The organism is Herbaspirillum chlorophenolicum (assembly GCF_001189955.1).
Taxonomy (GTDB): domain Bacteria; phylum Pseudomonadota; class Gammaproteobacteria; order Burkholderiales; family Burkholderiaceae_D; genus Herbaspirillum; species Herbaspirillum chlorophenolicum.
This window is the reverse complement of sequence record NZ_LFLT01000011.1, coordinates 80,309-98,322: the sequence shown is the minus strand read 5'-3', so window position 1 is coordinate 98,322 and position 18,014 is coordinate 80,309. Positions and strand designations below refer to the sequence as shown.

General features: G+C 62.0%; 14 protein-coding genes. 12 read left to right on the top strand and 2 right to left on the bottom strand.

The genetic code is table 11. The features are described from left to right. Positions 1-109: 109 nt before the first annotated feature. The 9 genes from bamB to AKL28_RS09520 all read left to right on the top strand — a co-directional run bounded on the left by bamB (position 110) and on the right by AKL28_RS09520 (position 9,839). A complete protein-coding gene (gene bamB / locus AKL28_RS09560) occupies positions 110-1,306 on the top strand; it encodes an outer membrane protein assembly factor BamB (protein ID WP_050467892.1) in 1,197 nt (398 codons plus the stop codon). Between the two features lie 7 nt (positions 1,307-1,313). Next, positions 1,314-2,657, top strand: coding sequence for a ribosome biogenesis GTPase Der (gene der, locus AKL28_RS09555; RefSeq protein ID WP_050467891.1), 1,344 nt, complete (start codon positions 1,314-1,316; stop codon positions 2,655-2,657). A 142-nt stretch (positions 2,658-2,799) separates the two neighbouring features. After that, entirely contained in the window at positions 2,800-3,039 is a 240-nt protein-coding gene (hfq, locus tag AKL28_RS09550; protein WP_050467890.1) for an RNA chaperone Hfq, read from the top strand. A 39-nt stretch (positions 3,040-3,078) separates the two neighbouring features. Beyond that, positions 3,079-4,203 carry a GTPase HflX gene (gene hflX, locus AKL28_RS09545; RefSeq protein WP_050467889.1) on the top strand — a complete coding sequence of 375 codons (1,125 nt, stop codon included), beginning with the start codon at positions 3,079-3,081 and terminating at the stop codon, positions 4,201-4,203. 68 nt (positions 4,204-4,271) lie between these two features. Beyond that, entirely contained in the window at positions 4,272-5,618 is a 1,347-nt protein-coding gene (gene hflK, locus AKL28_RS09540) for an FtsH protease activity modulator HflK (protein ID WP_050467888.1), read from the top strand. Beyond that, positions 5,618-6,508, top strand: coding sequence for a protease modulator HflC (gene hflC / locus AKL28_RS09535; RefSeq protein ID WP_050467887.1), 891 nt, complete (start codon positions 5,618-5,620; stop codon positions 6,506-6,508). Before hflK ends, hflC begins: the two co-directional genes overlap by 1 nt. 266 nt (positions 6,509-6,774) lie before the next feature. Continuing rightward, entirely contained in the window at positions 6,775-7,935 is a 1,161-nt protein-coding gene (locus tag AKL28_RS09530; protein WP_050467931.1) for an ATP phosphoribosyltransferase regulatory subunit, read from the top strand. A gap of 3 nt (positions 7,936-7,938) precedes the next feature. After that, positions 7,939-9,252: an adenylosuccinate synthase gene (locus tag AKL28_RS09525; RefSeq protein ID WP_050467886.1), complete on the top strand. Its 1,314-nt coding sequence runs from the start codon at positions 7,939-7,941 to the stop codon at positions 9,250-9,252. Between the two features lie 53 nt (positions 9,253-9,305). Continuing rightward, positions 9,306-9,839, top strand: coding sequence for a phosphoribosyltransferase (locus AKL28_RS09520; protein ID WP_050467885.1), 534 nt, complete (start codon positions 9,306-9,308; stop codon positions 9,837-9,839). Between the two features lie 82 nt (positions 9,840-9,921). Here the strand turns inward: AKL28_RS09520 and AKL28_RS09515 are convergent, their stop codons facing one another. Together AKL28_RS09515 and AKL28_RS09510 are read right to left on the bottom strand one after the other, a co-directional pair. Next, a complete protein-coding gene (locus tag AKL28_RS09515) occupies positions 9,922-11,319 on the bottom strand; it encodes a sensor histidine kinase (RefSeq protein WP_050467884.1) in 1,398 nt (465 codons plus the stop codon). Beyond that, entirely contained in the window at positions 11,319-11,996 is a 678-nt protein-coding gene (locus AKL28_RS09510; RefSeq protein ID WP_050467883.1) for a response regulator transcription factor, read from the bottom strand. The genes AKL28_RS09515 and AKL28_RS09510 overlap by 1 nt, the downstream gene beginning before the upstream one ends. A 263-nt stretch (positions 11,997-12,259) precedes the next feature. Here AKL28_RS09510 and AKL28_RS09505 point away from each other — a divergent pair, with 263 nt between their 5' ends. From AKL28_RS09505 to AKL28_RS09495, 3 genes are read left to right on the top strand one after another with little or no spacing between them, the layout of a single operon-like run. Then, positions 12,260-13,408, top strand: a complete 1,149-nt coding sequence (locus AKL28_RS09505) for an efflux RND transporter periplasmic adaptor subunit (protein ID WP_050467882.1) — start codon at positions 12,260-12,262, stop codon at positions 13,406-13,408. After that, positions 13,401-16,487: an efflux RND transporter permease subunit gene (locus AKL28_RS09500; RefSeq protein WP_050467881.1), complete on the top strand. Its 3,087-nt coding sequence runs from the start codon at positions 13,401-13,403 to the stop codon at positions 16,485-16,487. Before AKL28_RS09505 ends, AKL28_RS09500 begins: the two co-directional genes overlap by 8 nt. 26 nt (positions 16,488-16,513) lie before the next feature. Further along, a complete protein-coding gene (locus AKL28_RS09495) occupies positions 16,514-17,995 on the top strand; it encodes an efflux transporter outer membrane subunit (RefSeq protein WP_082221430.1) in 1,482 nt (493 codons plus the stop codon). Positions 17,996-18,014: the final 19 nt, after the last annotated feature.

The following is an 18,014-nucleotide window of genomic DNA, read 5'->3' as shown; positions in this document are numbered from 1 at the left end:
CCGCCCGGCTGATGCAGGGCTGCGCGCAGCCAGCTACGGCCGGGGTCTCCGGCCGAAGAATCAACCGCAATCCCACCGCGAATCCATCCATCGCTTAGAGGAAAACAATATGCGTAGTGTGACAGCGACTGCTGCCAAGGCAACATCTTTTGCTCGATCCCAGTCCGCCGGCAAGCTGGCGTTGAAGCTGGCCGCCGCTGCGGCGGTCGTGACGCTCTCAGGTTGCGCCTGGTTTTCCGGCAAGAAAGATCCCAATCCGCCGGCGCCGCTGGTGGAGTTTGCCCAAAAGTTGCGCGTGCAGACGGCCTGGTCGGTTTCGGTCGGCAAGGCTGGTAACTTCACCTTCACGCCGGCTTATGCCGCCGGCAGTGTGTTCGCGGCAGCCGCTGACGGCACCGTGGTGCGCATCAATGCCGAGAACGGCCAGACCATCTGGCGCGTGCGTACCGACATGCCCCTGACTGCGGGCGTCGGCACCGATGGCAGCACGGTGGTCGTGGTGGGCGAAAAGGGCCAGGTTCAGGCATTCGATGCTTCCGGCAAGCCGACCTGGAAGGTGCAGGCTTCCAGCGAGGTCCTGTCTGCTCCCGCTGTGGGCGAGGGCCTGGTCGTGGTGCGCAGTATCGACAATCGCGTGACCGCATATGATGCCGACAATGGCAATCGCCGCTGGATGGCTCAGCGCAATGTGCCGTCGCTGACCTTGCGCAATGCGCCGGGCATCGTGATCGGTTCGCAGACTGCCTTCGTGGCGCTGCCGGGCGGCCGCCTGTCGGCGCTGGCATTGAACAATGGCGGTCCGCGCTGGGAAATCCCGGTCGGCGATCCGCGCGGCACCACCGAGCTTGAGCGTATCTCCGATGTATCCGGCGTGCCCGCGCTGGGCGCGCGCGACATCTGCGCAGTGGCCTATCAGGGCCGTATCGGCTGCTTTGACTTGATCAACGGCAATGTTCGCTGGTTCAAGGAATTCTCCAGCGACGTCGGCGTGTCGCTGGATGATAGTTATGTCTATGCCGCCGACGTTGGCGGTGCGGTCACCGAATTCGCACGGGACACCGGTGCGAGCGTATGGCGCAACGATAAGTTGAAGAATCGCCAACTGTCCACGCCGATCAGTGTCGGCAGCGCTGTGGCTGTGGGCGACTACCAAGGGTATATTCACTTCTTGTCACGTGAAGACGGCTCCTTCGTGGCCCGCCTGTCCAGCGATGGTAGTCCCATCCAGGCTCCTCCGATCAGCACCGGGCGGTCTGTCGTTTTCCAAACCAAATCAGGAACTGTGGTCGCTGTTGTGACCGAATAATATTGAAATGAAACCGGTAATTGCACTAGTAGGCCGTCCCAACGTCGGCAAATCGACGTTGTTCAACAGGCTCACCCGCAGCCGTGATGCATTGGTTGCGGATTTGCCCGGCCTCACGCGCGATCGTCACTACGGCGAAGGCCGGGTGGGCGAGCGCCCGTTTTTGGTGATCGATACCGGTGGTTTCGAGCCCGTCGCCAAGGACGGCATCATGTACGAGATGGCCAAGCAGACCAAGCAGGCAGTGGTCGAGGCCGACGTGGTGGTGTTCATCGTCGATGGTCGCCAGGGCCTGACGCCGCATGACAAGACCATCACCGACTTCCTGCGCAAGTGCGGCCGTCCCGTGCTGCTGGTGGTCAACAAATCCGAAGGCATGAAGTACACCTCGGTCACGGCCGACTTCTACGAGCTGGGCATGGGCGATCCGTATGTGATCTCCGCCGCCCACGGCGATGGTGTGGCGGACCTGGTGGAAGAGGCGTTGAACGTCGCCGAGGCACAGCGCACGCCTGAACCGGAGCCGGAAGAGACTGCCATCCGCGGCATCAAGATCGCCATCGTCGGCCGTCCCAACGTGGGCAAGTCGACGCTGGTCAACACGCTGCTGGGTGAAGAGCGGGTGATCGCATTCGATATGCCGGGCACCACCCGCGATTCGATCGAGATCCCGTTTGAGCGCGATGGCCGTCACTACACGCTGATCGACACCGCCGGCATCCGCCGCCGGGGCAAGGTGTTCGAAGCCATTGAGAAATTCTCGGTGGTCAAGACGCTCAAGTCGATTTCGGACGCCAACGTGGTCTTATTGTTGCTTGATGCCCAGCAAGATATTTCCGAACAGGACGCCCATATTGCCGGCTTCGTGCTGGAGTCGGGGCGGGCGCTGGTAGTCGGCGTCAACAAGTGGGACGGCATGCAAAGCGACCAGCGCGACCAGATCAAGATGGATCTGGAGCGCAAGCTCAATTTCCTTTCGTTCGCCAAATTCCATTTCATCTCGGCCCTGAAGTCGAGCGGCATCGGGCCCTTGATGAAATCCATCGATTCCGCCTATGCCGCGGCGATGGCCAAGCTCACCACGCCCAAGCTCACGCGGGCACTGGAAGAGGCGCTGGAGCACCAGCAACCGCGCCGCAAGGGATCGATTCGCCCAAAGCTGCGCTATGCGCACCAAGGGGGGCAGAATCCGCCGGTGGTCGTTATCCACGGCAATGCGCTGGAAGCCATCGACGACAACTACAAACGCTATCTGGAGAAGCACTTCCGGGAAACTTTCTCCCTGGTTGGCACTCCACTGCGTATCGAGTTCCGTTCTGGAAAGAACCCGTTTGTCCGTCAGGACAAATAACCCGTAGAGATGCTGTAATTTAGTTAATGATTTTTGGCGTTGTAGGGAAAATCGTTTACATTGATGAAGCATAATTGGTAAAGCACTTGTTTTTTATTAAAGTGCCTCCAAGTCCTAATCACAACAACACCGTGGAGCTGCCATGAGCAACAAAGGGCAATTGTTACAAGACCCATTTCTGAACGCATTGAGAAAAGAGCACGTTCCCGTCTCTATCTATCTGGTCAACGGCATCAAGCTGCAAGGCCATGTGGAGTCTTTCGATCAATATGTGGTCCTGCTGCGTAATACCGTTACGCAGATGGTTTACAAACACGCCATTTCTACCGTCGTGCCTGCGCGCGCGGTCAACCTGAGTCTCGACTCGTCTGACGCTGAATAATGGTCTACCGAGCCGGCGTAACGCCGTGTGCATCTTGATATGCGTGCCGCGTTAGTCGGCCTGGATTTCGGCAAGAATGATTTCGCCGCAAGTCTGGATGAGTTGTTCCTGTTAGCGAAGTCCGCCGGTGCGGAGCCGGTGATCACCATCACCGGACGTCGTGCCAGTCCGGACGCAGCTCTCTTCGTCGGTTCTGGCAAGGCGCAGGAAATCGCCGACGCAGTCGCCGATCTGGAGCTTGAGCTCGTTATTTTCAACCATGCATTGTCACCCGCCCAACAGCGCAATCTTGAGCGTGTGCTGAAGGTGCGTGTGCTCGACCGCACTAGCCTGATCCTGGATATTTTTGCCCAACGGGCCAAAAGCCACGAAGGCAAGGTTCAGGTTGAACTGGCGCAGTTGCAGCATCTGGCGACCCGCCTGATTCGCGGGTGGACCCACCTGGAGCGGCAAAAGGGCGGTATCGGCCTGCGCGGCCCTGGGGAAACCCAGTTGGAAACTGACCGCCGGCTGCTTGGTGAGCGCGTCAAGGCGCTGCGCGCGGTGCTGGCTAAGTTGCGGCGCCAGCATGCGACGCAACGACGGGCGAGGGGACGCAACGAGACCTTTTCGGTTTCGCTGGTGGGTTATACCAACGCCGGTAAATCGACCATTTTCAATTCGCTGGCCAAGGCCGGCGTTTATGCCGCCAACCAGCTTTTCGCCACGTTGGATACGACCTCCCGCCGCGTTTATCTGGGTGAGGTCGGGCATGTTGTCATTTCGGATACCGTCGGCTTCATCCGCGAATTGCCCCACCAATTGGTGGAAGCTTTCCGGGCGACGCTGGAAGAGACCATCCATGCCGACCTGCTGCTGCATGTTGTCGATGCCGCCAGTCCGGTGCGCATGGAGCAGATCGAGCAGGTCAACGAGGTCTTGAGGGAGATCGGCGCCGACCACGTGCCGCAGATCCTGGTCTGGAACAAGATCGATGCGGCCGGCTTGGAGCCGGCGATCGAGTATGACGAGTATGGTAAAATCCAGCGGGTTTTTGTCAGTGCGAAGTCTGGTGCTGGCTTGGATCTGCTGCGCGAAGCGGTCGCCGCTTCGCTGAAGGCCGCATTGGAGGCCAGGGGCCGCAGCCGATCTCAGCCTGTCGATTCCGAAGATATGCACGCTTGAAGCAATTCCTTGCCTCAGTGTGTATTCCTCCTTCTCTTAATCAATAACTACAGCCGGATCGCAAACGCATGCTTGTGTCTTTATTCAAGAAAATCGGTGTGAAGTTTTCGTTGAACGACCCCCAATGGGGACGTGGTTCACAAGACGACAACCGCGAAAATCAGAATAACGGAAGTAACGGCGAAAAACGACCCGAGAAGCCATCCGGCAACGGCGGGCCGCCGGATCTCGACCAGCTCTGGCGTGATTTCAACCAGCGCCTGTCCGGCATGTTCAACCGCAAGGGTGGCGGTGGCGGCTCGTCCGAGGGCGGCGGTTTTAACCGCGGCGACGTCAAGGGCGCCGGCATCGGCGCGGGTGTGATCGCCATCATCGTCGTGTTCCTGTGGCTGGCCAGCGGCTTCTTCATCGTCCAGGAAGGCCAGACCGCCGTGATAACCACGTTCGGCCGCTACAGCCATACCACCTTGCCAGGCTTTAACTGGCGTTGGCCGTATCCCATCCAAAGCCACGAAATCGTGAACATGTCGCAGGTGCGTACCGCCGAGATCGGCTACCGCGGCAATGTGCGCAATAAGCAACTGAAGGAATCGCTGATGCTGACCGATGATGAAAACATCATCGACATCCAGTTCGCGGTTCAATACAAGCTCAAGAACGCTGCCGAATGGCTGTTCAATAACCGCGACCAGGATGACTCCGTGCGCCAGGTGGCCGAGACCGCGATCCGCGAGATCGTCGGCCGCAGCAAGATGGACTTCGTGCTGTATGAAGGCCGTGAAAAAGTCGCCATGGATGTGAACCAGCGCATGCAGCAAATCCTCGATCGTTACAAGACCGGTGTGCAGATCACCAACGTGACCATGCAAGGCGTGCAGCCTCCCGAGCAGGTGCAGGCGGCTTTCGATGATGCAGTCAAGGCCGGCCAGGATCGCGAGCGCCTGAAGAATGAAGGCCAGGCCTATGCCAATGATGTGATTCCACGTGCTTCCGGCGCCGCTTCGCGCCTGCTGGAAGAGGCCGAGGCCTACCGTTCCCGTGTCATTTCGACTTCCGAGGGCGATGCCTCGCGCTTCAAGCAGGTGCTGGATGAATACCAGAAGGCGCCGGCCGTGACGCGCGACCGCATGTATCTCGAAACGATGCAGCAGATCTTCGCCAATACCACCAAGGTGATGGTGGATGCCAAGAGCGGCAGCAACTTGCTCTATCTGCCGCTGGACAAGCTGATCCAGCAGACCGGGGGCGAGCCCGCAGCATCCGGCAAGCCGCAGGCGCAGCCTTCGGGGCAATCCGCCAGCCCGGCAGCTTCTTCCAATCCGACTTCGGGAAATGACACAGTGTATTCGTCCGAGCTGATGCGCGACATGAGAAACCGGGACCCGCGTGAAGCGCGTGAAAGGGAGGTGCGCTGATGGGCCGCCTCATTACTTCCGTTATCGTCGCCGTTGTGGCGATCTGGCTGGCCTCTTCGACCATCTTTGTCGTGGACCAGCGCTCGTCGGCCATCGTGTTCGCACTGGGTGAAGTCAAGCAGGTGATCACCGAACCAGGCTTGCACTTCAAGCTGCCGCCGCCGTTCCAGAACGTGATGTATCTGGACAAGCGCATCCAGACGCTGGATACGCCCGATGCCGACCGCTTCATCACTGCAGAGAAGATGAACGTGCTGGTTGACGCCTACGTCAAGTGGCGTATCGTGGATCCGCGCCTGTACTTCGTCAGCTTCGGCGCTGACGAGCGCCGCACGCAGGACCGCTTGTCGCAGATCGTCAAGGCGGCGCTGAACGACGAAATTACCAAGCGTACCGTACGCGAAGTGATTTCCAGCCAGCGCAACAGTGTCATGGATGCGCTGCAGGCGCGCGTGGCCAACGAGGCCAAGCAGATCGGCGTCGAAATCATCGACGTGCGCCTGCGCCGCGTGGACTATGTCGACCAGATCAGCAACTCCGTTTTCGAGCGCATGAAGTCCGAGCGTGTGCGTGTGGCTAACGAACTGCGCTCCACCGGCGCCGCCGAGTCTGAAAAGATCCGTGCCGATGCCGACCGCCAGCGTGTGGTGATTCTGGCGGAAGCCTATCGCGAATCCGAAAAGGCGCGCGGTGCGGGCGATGCCAAGGCCTCACAGATCTACGCGCAAGCCTTCGGCCAGAACCCGGACTTCTACAAGTTCTACCGCAGCCTCGAAGCATATCGCGCGAGCTTCAAGAACCGCCATGACGTGATGGTGGTGGATCCAAGTTCGGAATTCTTTAAATATTTCAAAGGTATCGGCAACAGCAGCAGCGTTTCCAAGAAATAAACCGACAACGTGAACAAGGCCCGCGCTGCATAAGGGCGCAACGGGCAAGAGGATGGATGCCGCTGGTTGAGGGCATCTTTCCTTTTTTGTGTGGTGGATTGTTCCGGGCAGGCAAGTTTCCCGGATTGTGAGAGTGGGGGCGTCAGGATGTTCTATCTTCCGAAGCGCCCCGGTTTTTCGTCCAGCCTCCGACTTGAAACGTTGATGGTTTGCTGATGCAGATTGCCGGGCTGTCCGCCTGTTTTTTTTCTGTTTATTTTTCGTCTATGCCTAACTGGCTTCTTCCTGAAAACATTGCCGACGTCTTGCCGTCCGAAGCGCGCAAGATCGAAGAGTTGCGTCGGCGCCTGCTCGACAATTTCCGCCTGTACGGCTACGAAATGGTCATGCCGCCGCTGCTGGAATACCTGGAGTCGCTGCTGACCGGCGCCGGCCAGGATACCGACCTGCGCACCTTCAAGCTGGTCGACCAGCTGTCCGGCCGCACGCTGGGCGTGCGCGCCGACATGACCACGCAAGTCGCGCGTATCGATGCCCACCTGCTCAACCGCGCCTCGGTGACCCGCCTGTGCTATGCCGGCAGCGTGCTGCATACCCGTCCGTCGGGCCTGCACGCGACACGCGAGCCGATCCAGATCGGCGCCGAAATCTATGGCCACGCCGGCATCGAAGCCGACGCCGAAATCCAGGAACTGGCGCTCAATTCGCTGGCGCTGGCCGGCATGCAGCAGATCCGCCTGGACCTGTGCCATGTCGGCGTGCTGCGCGCAATCATCGCCAACGACCCCGCCGCCAAGCGCCAGGAGGCCCAGCTGTTCGGCCTGCTGGAAGCCAAGGACGTGCCGGGACTGAAAGACATTACCGCCGGGTACCAGGACAGCACCCGCCAGGCGCTGTTGGCGCTGCCGGGCTTGTACGGCGACATCTCCGTCATCGCCCGCGCGCGCATCATGCTGCCGGCGTTGCCGGGCATCGCACAGGCGCTCGATGAGCTGCAGGCGCTGGTCGAACTGGCCGGCAGCCACGAAGGCGCGGCCGTGACCATCGATCTGGCCGACCTGCGCGGGTATCATTACCACAGTGGCGTGATGTTTGCCGCCTATGTGCCGGGCCTGCCCAATGCGGTGGTGCGCGGCGGCCGTTACGACCATGTCGGCGAGGCTTTCGGCCGCGCCCGCCCGGCGACCGGCTTTTCGATGGATTTGCGCGAATTGGCACGCCTGATGCCAGGCGCGGAAAGAAAGCGCGCAATTCGCGCGCCGTGGGGTACCGAAGCCGGTCTGCGTGAGAAAATAGCGCAATTGAGGCAGGCAGGGGAAATCGTGATCCAGAGCCTGCCGGGTCACGAAAACGATCAGGACGAATTCGACTGCGACCGCGCCGTCGAATTCAGCAATGGAAACTGGATTATCAAAAACTTGGGCTGAGTCATGTTACAGAATAGCAATGCAAAGAATGTCGTCGTCATCGGTACGCAATGGGGCGACGAAGGTAAGGGCAAGATCGTTGATTGGCTGACCGACCACGCGCAAGGCGTGGTGCGTTTCCAGGGCGGCCACAACGCCGGCCATACGCTGGTCATCGGCGGTCAGAAGACTGCGCTGCAACTGATTCCGTCCGGCATCATGCGTCCCGGCGTGGCATGCTACATCGGCAACGGCGTGGTGCTGTCGGTGCCCGACCTGCTGCGCGAGATCGACAAGCTGGAAGCCGCCGGCGTGGAAGTGTGCTCGCGCCTGAAGGTGTCGGAAGCCTGTCCGCTGATCCTGCCTTACCACGTCGCGTTGGACGTGGCGCGCGAAGCCGCCCGCGGCGCCGACAAGATCGGCACCACCGGCAAGGGCATCGGCCCGGCCTATGAAGACAAGGTGGCGCGCCGCGCCATCCGCGTGGCCGACCTGCTCAACGAAAAGCGTTTCGCCGAGAAGCTGCTGGCCAACCTGGACTACCATAATTTCGTCCTGACCCATTACCTGAAGACCCAGCCGGTCGATTACCAGAAGACCCTGGACGACGCGCTGGCCAACGTGCCGCGCATCAAGCCCATGGTCACCGACGTCTCCAGCGACCTGTACGCCGTGCACAACGCCGGCGGCAAGCTCCTGTTCGAAGGCGCGCAGGGCAGCCTGCTGGACGTCGACCACGGCACCTATCCGTTCGTCACCTCGAGCAACTGCGTGGCCGGCAATGCCGCCGCCGGTACCGGCGTGGGCCCGGGCATGCTGCACTACATCATGGGCATCACCAAGGCCTACACCACCCGTGTCGGTTCCGGCCCGTTCCCGGCCGAACTGCCGACCGATGCCGGCGTCGGCAAGCACCTGGCCTCCGTCGGCCATGAATTCGGCACCGTTACCGGCCGTGCGCGCCGCTGCGGCTGGTTCGACGCTGCGCTCCTGAAGCGCTCGGTGCAGATCAACGGCGTGTCCGGCATGTGCCTGACCAAGCTCGACGTGCTGGACGGCATCGAGTCGCTCAAGCTGTGCACCGGCTACAAGCTCAACGGCAAGCACGTGGACATCTTCCCGGTCGGCGCTGAAGAAGCCGCCGCTTGCGAGCCGATCTACGAAGAAATGCCGGGCTGGACCGAATCCACCGTCGGCGCCAAGTCGCTGGATGCGCTGCCCGCCAACGCCCGCGCTTACATCGCCCGCATCGAAGAGCTGGTCGGCGTGCCTATCGACATGATTTCCACCGGTCCCGACCGCGAAGAAACCATCGTCCTGCGTCATCCGTTCAAGTAAGCGTATCCCCTGACACAACAGTAACAAGCAATTCGCAACAAGCAATAAACAAGATGAAGATCTCTGACGACAAAGACCTGTGGGTCACCTGGGATGATTACAACCGCCTGATCGAACGGCTGGCGCTGAAGGTCTACGAATCCGGCTGGCAGTTCGACCAGGTGCTGTGCCTGGCGCGTGGCGGCCTGCGGCCGGGCGATGTGATGTCCCGCATTTTCGATGTGCCGCTGGCCATCCTCTCGACCAGTTCCTACCGCGAAGCGGCCGGTACCATCCGCAGTTCGCTGGATATCGCCAAGTACATCACCATCACCAAGGGCACCCTGGGTGGCCGCATTTTGCTGGTGGACGACCTGGTGGATTCCGGCGTGACGCTGCAAAAGGTACTGGTACACCTGAAAGAGCACTATCCCGCCGTCACCGAGATCAAGTCTGCGGTGTTGTGGTGGAAGGGATGCTCGGTGGTGGAGCCCGATTACCATATCGACTACCTGCCGACCAATCCCTGGATCCACCAGCCTTTCGAAGATTACGACAGCCTCGGGCCGCACCAGTTGTCGGCCTGGATCAAGAAGGGCGGCGCCTGAGCCGTTTGAAGGATGCAGGAAACAGGAAGCGCCGACATGTGTCGGCGCTTTTTTTATGCCGTACGGTATGACCTCAGGTGCCTCAATCCGCCAGCGGAAAGCTGAGCGTAAAGGCCGCGCCATGTCCGGCAAGATTGGCGACATCGATGCGCGAGCCGTAGAAATCCATCACCGTCTTGGCGATGGCCAACCCAAGCCCCGCACCCGCGACTTCTCCCCCCTGGGAAGCGCTGCCGCGATAAAAGCGGTCGAACAAATGCGGAAGGTCGTTCTCCACGATACCCGGTCCGCTATCGGCCACCGTGATCGTGGCCAGCTCCGCCGTCTTGCCCACTTCCACACGGATGGCCGTATTCGGCGGCGAAAACTTGATGGCGTTGTCGATCAGGTTCACCAGCACCAGCATCGCGGCGCGATGACCGACCCTGGCATGCACCGCGCCCGGCGCGCTGACCTCGATGGAGACCTGGCGCATACCGGCAGCCGGTTGCAGGCGCGCGGCGCAGTCCCGCACCAGATCGTCCAGCGAGATGGCTTCCGCATTCATGGCTTCCTGCCCGGCATCCAGGCGGGCTAGCAACAGCAACTCTTCGACGATGCTGGTCAGGCGCTCCACCTCATCCAGGCAGGAATGCAAGGTCGAGACATAGGCCTGGGCGTCGCGCGGCCGTCGCAAGGCAAGTTCGATTTCGGTACGCAGGCGCGAGAGCGGCGAGCGAATTTCATGGGATGCGTTTGCCGTGAAGCTGCGTTGCAGTTCGAAGGCATGCTCAAGGCGCGCCAGCATGGAGTTGAGCGTCTCCACCAAATGCCCGAGCTCGTCATCGCTGCCGGGATGCGCCAGCCGTTCGCTCAGGTTGGCGTCGCCAATGCGCCGGGCTTGTGCAGTGACCCGTTCAACGGTCCCGAACAAGGTGCGCGTGAGTACCGTACCGGCGGCGGAGAGCCCGACCAGCAAGGCGATGGCAAGTCCCCCGAACAGCAAGGCCGCCGATTGCAGGATGCGATTGACGTCGTCCAGGGAGCCAGCTACCTGCACCGCGAATAGTTTGCCTTGGACCATTACTGGAACGGAGACGATGCGCAAAGGCTCCTCGGTGGCGTGCGGAAATGTCTGGAACACCGTTTGCCCCGTCGCTATTTGCGCCAGCAAGGTTTGGGACACCGGCAGCCGCGCCACGCCAAGATTATGGCTGCGCGCCACCACATTGCCATTCGCGTCGATGATTTGCACCAGGCGATCCAGGCGAACCAGTGAAGGCGGCGCCGAACCGGCTGCGGGCTCATGCACGTGGATCATCTCCGCATTGCTTTCTGCGAGCAAGCCGCTCTCGGTCTCCGCCAGCGCCAGCAGCGCCGCGTCGAGCTGTCCGCGCACCGAGTGCGACAGCAGCCACCAGCCAGCCGCCGCCGCACAGGTGACGATCACTACCACCGCCACCAGATGCACCAGCAGCATACGTTGTCGAAAGCCCAGCATCAGTCGGATTTCTCCTGGATAAAGCGGAAGCCCTGGCCGCGGACTGTCTCGATGATGGGCGCGCGCCCGTCCATATCGATTTTGCGGCGCAGGTTCTTGATATGTACGTCCATCAGATTGTCGATAGCGATCAGGTCCGCATGCCACACATGCTGCGCCAGCTGCTGGCGGCTGACCACTTGGCCGGCATTGCGCACCAGCAGCACGAGCACCGCGTATTCCTTTTGCGTCAGATCCAGCCGCGTGTCGCCACGCTTGACCTGATGGGTCACCAGGTCGATATCGAGATCTGCGATCTGCAGCCGGGTCGCCGGCATGCCGCGCGGGCGCCTCAGCAGGGCATGGACCCGCGCCAGCAGTTCTTCGAAGGCGAAAGGCTTGGTCAGATAGTCGTCGGCGCCGGTATTGAGCCCTTCGACCCGGTCGGCCACGGCATCGCGGGCGGTGAGCATCAGGATAGGCAAGTCCACTCCTTCGCGGCGCAGTTGCCGGCAGAATTCGGTGCCATCCATGCCGGGCAGCATCCAGTCGAAAATGGCGAGATCGTATCCCGGCCCGATTTGCGATGCGGCCTGCTCGGCAGTGTGCGCCACGTCCACCGAAAAGCCTTCCTCCTGCAAACCTTGCGCCAGCAATCGCGCCGCTTTCTTATCGTCTTCGAGTAACAGGATATGCATGCCAGCGCATCAATAAAGGAAATTCGGACATTCTGAGCAGATTCTGAAGAACAATTCAGAATGCGCTCAATTCATCGCTCCTATCATAGCGAAGTTTTTCGAGGCCCAGCACGCATAAAGCAGGAGTGTTGCAGGCTTCCTGGGCGCACGGCTTGACGCCGTGGCCATGTCCGGCGCATCGCCACGACGATGACGCCTTTTCACCGCCCCAGCTAATCACTAGAAGGGGGCGCAATTCCATCCGCACAGTCCACGGTGCCACAATGAACAAGAAATCGATACGGGCCAAGCGCCTGGTTTTCCTGCTGGGCGGAATCGCCCTGATCGCCATCGCCGTACGCGGTGTGCTTCCGCTGGCAGCAGGCCAACCGAAAGAAAAGGCCGCCGATGGCGCGGTGCTGGTGCATGAAGACAATCGCCTGATGGTCCCTGCCAAGTCGTCGCTGCGCGCCACGCTGGCCACCGCAGTCGTCGCCGAGCAGGACATCGCCGTTCCCTTTACGCTGCCGGCCAGCATCGAGGCAGATCCGGCTCGCCTGGCCAAGATACTGGCGCCGGTGACCGGACGTATCGTCGTCATTCGCAAACGTCTCGGCGATGAGGTCAAGGTCGGCGATGTCCTGTTCGAAGTCGACTCGGCCGATCTGGCCCAAGCCTATAGCGACGACCGCAAGGCGCAAGCCGCACTGGCGCTGACGCGGCGCGGCCTGGAGCGGCAGCGCGCGTTGGATCAGGCGGAAATCTCCTCGCGCCGCGACCTGGAGCAAGCCCAGAGCGACTATGAACAAGCCGACAGCGAAGCCGCACGCAGCCGTGCCCGCCTGGCGCAGTTGGGCGCCGGCCATGCACAGGCCGGGCCGGGACGGCTGGCTGTGCGCTCGCCGGTGAGCGGCCATGTGACCGAGCTCAATGCCGCCCCCGGCAGTTATTGGAATGATGCCACCGCAACGGTGATGACGGTGGCTGACCTGTCCTCGGTATTTGTCACCGCCAGCGCCCAGGAAAAAGACCTGACGCACCTGTATGTGGGGCAAGACGCCGACATCGCCCTGGATGCCTACCCATCCCAAGCCATGCGCGCCAAGGTCGGGCTGATCGGGCAGATACTGGATCCGGATACGCGCACGGTCAAGGTGCGCATGCTGGCTGCCAACCAGGACGGCCGCCTCAAGCCGGGCATGTTCGCCCAGGCCACCCTGCGCGACAAGTCCCATCGCGGCTTGCTGGTTCCGATGGCGGCAGTGGTGCAAAGCGGATTCAGCAACCGTGTCTTCATCGAAACCGCGCCATGGACGTTCGAGGCCCGCAAAGTCGTCCTCGGCGCCCAGGTGGGCAGCGATGTGGAAGTGCTGTCCGGCCTGCAGTCCGGTGTGCGGGTAGTCATCAAGGATGGAGTGCTGCTCAATGATTGAACGCATCGTATCCTTGTGCTTCCAGCGGCGCGGCATCGTCATGCTGGTGTTCGTGCTGGCCGGCTTCTACGGCTGGTATTGCTGGAAGCAGCTTCCGCTGGAAGCCTATCCCGACATCGCCGACGTCACCTCCCAGGTGGTCACCCAGGTCAACGGCCTGGCTGCCGAAGAAGTGGAGCAGCAGATCACCATCCCGCTGGAACGCCAGATCATGGGCACGCCGGGCATGCATGTGATGCGTTCCAACAGCACCTTCGGCCTGTCGCTGATCACCGTGGTGTTTCGTGACGGCGCCGAAGACTATTGGTCGCGCCAGCGCCTGCAGGAGCGTATTTCCAGCGTCACTCTTCCTTATGGCGCCCAGCCTGCGCTGGATTCGTTGACATCGCCTATCGGTGAAATCTACCGCTATACGCTGCAGTCCAAGACCCGCGACCTGCGCGAGCTTTCAGAGCTGCAGTTCTGGACCGTCATCCCCCGCCTCAAGCAAGTGCCGGGCGTCGTGGATGTCTCCAACTTCGGCGGGCTGACCACGCAGTTCATGCTGGAGTTCGATCCGGCCAAGCTGGTCAAGTACAACATTTCGCTCAACCAGATCACCCAGGCGATTTCCTCCAACAACGCCAATGCCGGCGGCAGCATCATGCAGCGCGGCGAACAGGGGCTGGTCATCCGCGGTGTCGGCCTGATCCGCAGCCTGGACGATCTCGGCAACGTCGTGGTGACGCAAAAGAACGGCGTCCCGGTCCTGGTCAAGGATCTTGGCAAGGTCATGCTGGGCGACCAGGAGCGGCATGGGCTGGTCGGCATCGATGGCAATCCGGATACCATCGAAGGCATCACCTTGCTGCTGAAGAATGAAAACCCTTCGCAAGTCATGCAAGGCGTACACGAAGCGGTGCAAGACCTCAACGAACACATCCTCCCCAAGGATGTGAAGATCGTGCCGTATATCGATCGCAGCAAGCTGGTCGACGCCACCGTGCATACGGTCGGCAAGACCTTGGTGGAAGGCATGGTGCTGGTATCCCTGGTGCTGTTCCTGTTCCTGGGAAGCCCTCGCGCCGCGGCGATCGTCGCCATCACGATTCCGTTGTCGCTGCTGGTGGCCTTCACGCTGATGCACCATTTCAAGATACCGGCCAACCTGCTGTCGCTGGGCGCCATCGATTTCGGCATCCTGGTGGACGGCGCCATCGTGGTGGTCGAGAGCGTGCTGCGGCTGCGCGAAGAACGTCCCGACGGCGAGCTCACCGGCGACGACATCCTGCAGCTCATGCGGCAAGTGGCGCGTCCGATCTTCTTCGGCATGCTGGTCATCATCATCGCCTACCTGCCATTGTTTGCCTTCCAGCGCATCGAGTACAAACTGTTTGCGCCGATGGCCTTCGCGGTCGGTTTCGCGCTGCTGGGCGCCTTGCTGGTTGCGCTCCTGCTGACGCCGGGCTTGTCCTGGCTGGCTTACCGCAAACAGGCCAAGGTATTCCACAATCCGGTGCTGGCGTGGCTGGAGCCACGTTACAAAGCCATTCTCGGCCGCCTGGTAGGACGTTCGCGCTTCGTGATTATCGTGACCTGCGCCACGATGGCCGCCATTGTCGCGCTGGGCGCGAGCATCGGCCGCGATTTCCTGCCTTATCTGGACGAAGGCTCGATCTGGCTGCAGGTATCGCTGCCGCCGGGCGTATCGCTGGAGAAAGCCGGTGAACTGGCCGGCCGCCTGCGTGCAGCCACCCTGGAGTTCCCCGAGGTCGAGCACATCGTGACCCAGGTCGGACGCAACGACGACGGCACCGATCCGTTCACGCCTTCGCATATCGAATGCGCCGTCACACTGCATCCTTACTCCGAGTGGAAATCCGGCTGGGACAAGCAAGAGCTGATCGCCCACATGGCCGAGCGCTACAAGAAGCTCGCCGGCATCGAAGTCGGCTTCAGCCAGCCGATGATCGACGGTGTCCTCGACAAGCTGTCAGGCGCGCACAGTGACCTGGTGGTGAAAATCTACGGCAACGACTTCAAGGAGATGCGCGCATTGACCACGTCCGTGCAGAAGGTGCTGGCAGCAACACCAGGCGCGGCCGATGTGATCATCGACCAGGAACCGCGCTTGCCGCAGGTGAGGGTAGACGTCGACCGTGCTGCGGCCGCACGGCTGGGCATCAATGTTGCCGACGTGATGGCGCTGATCCAGACCGGCATCGGCGGCAGCCCCGTCACGCAGATCTTCATCGAAGAGCGTAGCTACAATGTGGCCGCCCGCTTTGCCGGTTCGGCGCGCAGCACGCCCGAAGCCTTGGGCAACCTGACCTTGACTGCGGCCAATGGTGCGCATGTGGCCTTGGCGCAGATCGCCCGCATCCATCTGGAAGATGGCGAAACCACCATCACGCGAGAGATGAACAGGCGCCACCTGACGGTCCGGCTGAACCTGCGCGGACGCGATCTGGCCTCCTTCCTTGACGATGCAAAGCAACGCATGGAGCGCGAGGTCCATTACGACCATGGCCGCTATCAGATCAGCTGGGGCGGCCAGTTCGAAAACCAGCAACGCGCCCAGGCACGCCTGGCGCTGATCGTGCCGATGGCGCTGGCCTTCATGTTCGTGATGCTGTTTGCCGAGTTCAAGAACCTGCGCCAGCCGGCCCTGATCCTGCTGTCCGTGCCATTGGCGACATTGGGAGGACTGGTTGCCCTGCATGTGCGCGGCATGACCTTGAACGTGTCATCGGCGGTGGGCTTCATTGCCTTGTTCGGCGTAGCCGTCCTCAACGCCATCATCATGATGTCCAACCTGAACCGCTGGGTACGGCAGTCCGGATTGCCGCTGCGCGAAGCGGTCATCGCCGGTGCGCTTGAACGCATGCGGCCGGTGCTGATGACGGCCACCGTGGCAGCGCTCGGCCTGGTGCCGGCAGCGATTGCACACGGCCTGGGCAGCGACGTACAGCGGCCTTTGGCCACGGTAGTCGTCGGCGGCCTGGTGACTGCCACCGTATTGACCCTAGTGCTGCTGCCGGCCTTGTATTACCTGGTCGAGGTCGCCGTCGAACGGCGCGCCTCCAGGCAAGCGAACTGATTTTTCGAGACCTGCTGAGATCTGTCATGCATCAGAAAATAAATTTCCATTTCGCTCCCCGCTGGAGCAACCTGATCGGGACGGCCTTGTTCGGCGCAGCATTAGGCGCCGGATTGGGTGGCTGCGCCGTCGGCCCCGATTTCAAGCAACCCGATCCGCCGCAAGTGAAGGCCTATACCGCAGAAGGGGTGGAGGCATCGGCCGGTGTCGACGGACAGCGCTTCGTCTCCGGCCAGGATGTTTCCGGCCAGTGGTGGACCGCGTTCGGATCGCAGCCGCTCAATGCGCTGGTCGACGCCGCGCTGGCCAACAATCCCGACCTGCAGGCCGCGCAGGCGGCCTTGCGCGCGGCGCGCGAGACGGCCGCGGCGCAGCGGGGAGGGCTGTTCCCCAGCGTGGACGCCCACTTCATCCCGACGCGGCAATCCGTGGCCAGCCCGCTGGCCAGCCCGCTCGCCGACAACAGCGATCTCTATACCCTGCACACCGCGCAGCTCAACATCTCTTACGCGCCCGATATCTTCGGCGGCGTGCGGCGGCAGATCGAGGCAGGCGAGGCGCAGGCCGAAGCGCAACGCTTCCAGCGCAACGCCACTTACCTGACGCTGGTATCGAACGTCGTGCTGGCGGCATTCAACGAGGCCTCGCTGCGGGATCAATTGCATGCCGCCGAACAGGCAGCCGCGCTCGCCGCGCGGCAACTGGAACTGGTGCGCAAGCAACGCGCGCTCGGCGCGCTCGGCCTGGCCGATGTCGCCGCGCAGGAGAGCCTGCTGGCCCAGGCCGAAGCGGTACTGCCCGCACTGCGCAAGCAACTGGCCCAGCAGCGCGACCAGATCGCGGTGCTGGCCGGCCGTTTCCCCGGTGACGGCGCCATGCAGCACATCGATTTGTCGTCGCTGTCGCTGCCGGCCGAATTGCCCGTGAGCCTGCCGTCGTCGCTGGTGCAGCAGCGCCCCGATGTGCGTGCGGCGCAAGCGCAGTTGCAGGCAGCGTCGGCCCAGGTCGGCGTGGCCATCGCCAACCGCCTGCCGAGCTTCACGATCACCGGCGGCATCGGCAGTTCGGCCGTGAACTTCTCCAAGCTGTTCACCTCCGGCACCGGCTTCTGGAGCCTGGGCCTGGATGTCGCCCAGCCCATCTTCAAGGGCGGCAGTTTGATGCACCAGCAGCGCGCCGCCGAAGCAGGCCTTGAACAAGCCGGCGCGCAATACCGCAGCGTAGTGCTGGGCGCGTTCCAGAACGTGGCCGATACCTTGCACGCCATCGCCGCCGATGCCGATGCGCTGGCTACCGCCATGCGCGCCGAGAGCGCGGCCCAGCGCAGCTTCGACGCCGCCCAGGCGCAGTGGAAAGCCGGCGCTTCCGGCTACCCGCTGGTGCTGCTGGCGCAGCAAAACCTGCTGCAGGCGAGCCAGTCGCGGGTGCAGGCGCAGGCCGCGCGCCTGGCCGATACGGTGGCCTTGTTCCAGGCGCTGGGAGGCGGCTGGTGGAATCGTGACTTATAAAAAGACAGGGGACAGGCTG

Coding starts and splice junctions, on each gene's coding strand:
- hfq (WP_050467890.1), top strand. CDS start 2,800: ATGAGCAACAAAGGGCAATTGTTACAAGACCCATTTCTGAACGCATTG.
- hflK (WP_050467888.1), top strand. CDS start 4,272: ATGCTTGTGTCTTTATTCAAGAAAATCGGTGTGAAGTTTTCGTTGAAC.
- AKL28_RS09510 (WP_050467883.1), bottom strand. CDS start 11,996: ATGCATATCCTGTTACTCGAAGACGATAAGAAAGCGGCGCGATTGCTG.
- bamB (WP_050467892.1), top strand. CDS start 110: ATGCGTAGTGTGACAGCGACTGCTGCCAAGGCAACATCTTTTGCTCGA.
- AKL28_RS09520 (WP_050467885.1), top strand. CDS start 9,306: ATGAAGATCTCTGACGACAAAGACCTGTGGGTCACCTGGGATGATTAC.
- hflX (WP_050467889.1), top strand. CDS start 3,079: ATGCGTGCCGCGTTAGTCGGCCTGGATTTCGGCAAGAATGATTTCGCC.
- hflC (WP_050467887.1), top strand. CDS start 5,618: ATGGGCCGCCTCATTACTTCCGTTATCGTCGCCGTTGTGGCGATCTGG.
- der (WP_050467891.1), top strand. CDS start 1,314: ATGAAACCGGTAATTGCACTAGTAGGCCGTCCCAACGTCGGCAAATCG.
- AKL28_RS09500 (WP_050467881.1), top strand. CDS start 13,401: ATGATTGAACGCATCGTATCCTTGTGCTTCCAGCGGCGCGGCATCGTC.
- AKL28_RS09525 (WP_050467886.1), top strand. CDS start 7,939: ATGTTACAGAATAGCAATGCAAAGAATGTCGTCGTCATCGGTACGCAA.
- AKL28_RS09505 (WP_050467882.1), top strand. CDS start 12,260: ATGAACAAGAAATCGATACGGGCCAAGCGCCTGGTTTTCCTGCTGGGC.
- AKL28_RS09515 (WP_050467884.1), bottom strand. CDS start 11,319: ATGCTGGGCTTTCGACAACGTATGCTGCTGGTGCATCTGGTGGCGGTG.
- AKL28_RS09530 (WP_050467931.1), top strand. CDS start 6,775: ATGCCTAACTGGCTTCTTCCTGAAAACATTGCCGACGTCTTGCCGTCC.
- AKL28_RS09495 (WP_082221430.1), top strand. CDS start 16,514: ATGCATCAGAAAATAAATTTCCATTTCGCTCCCCGCTGGAGCAACCTG.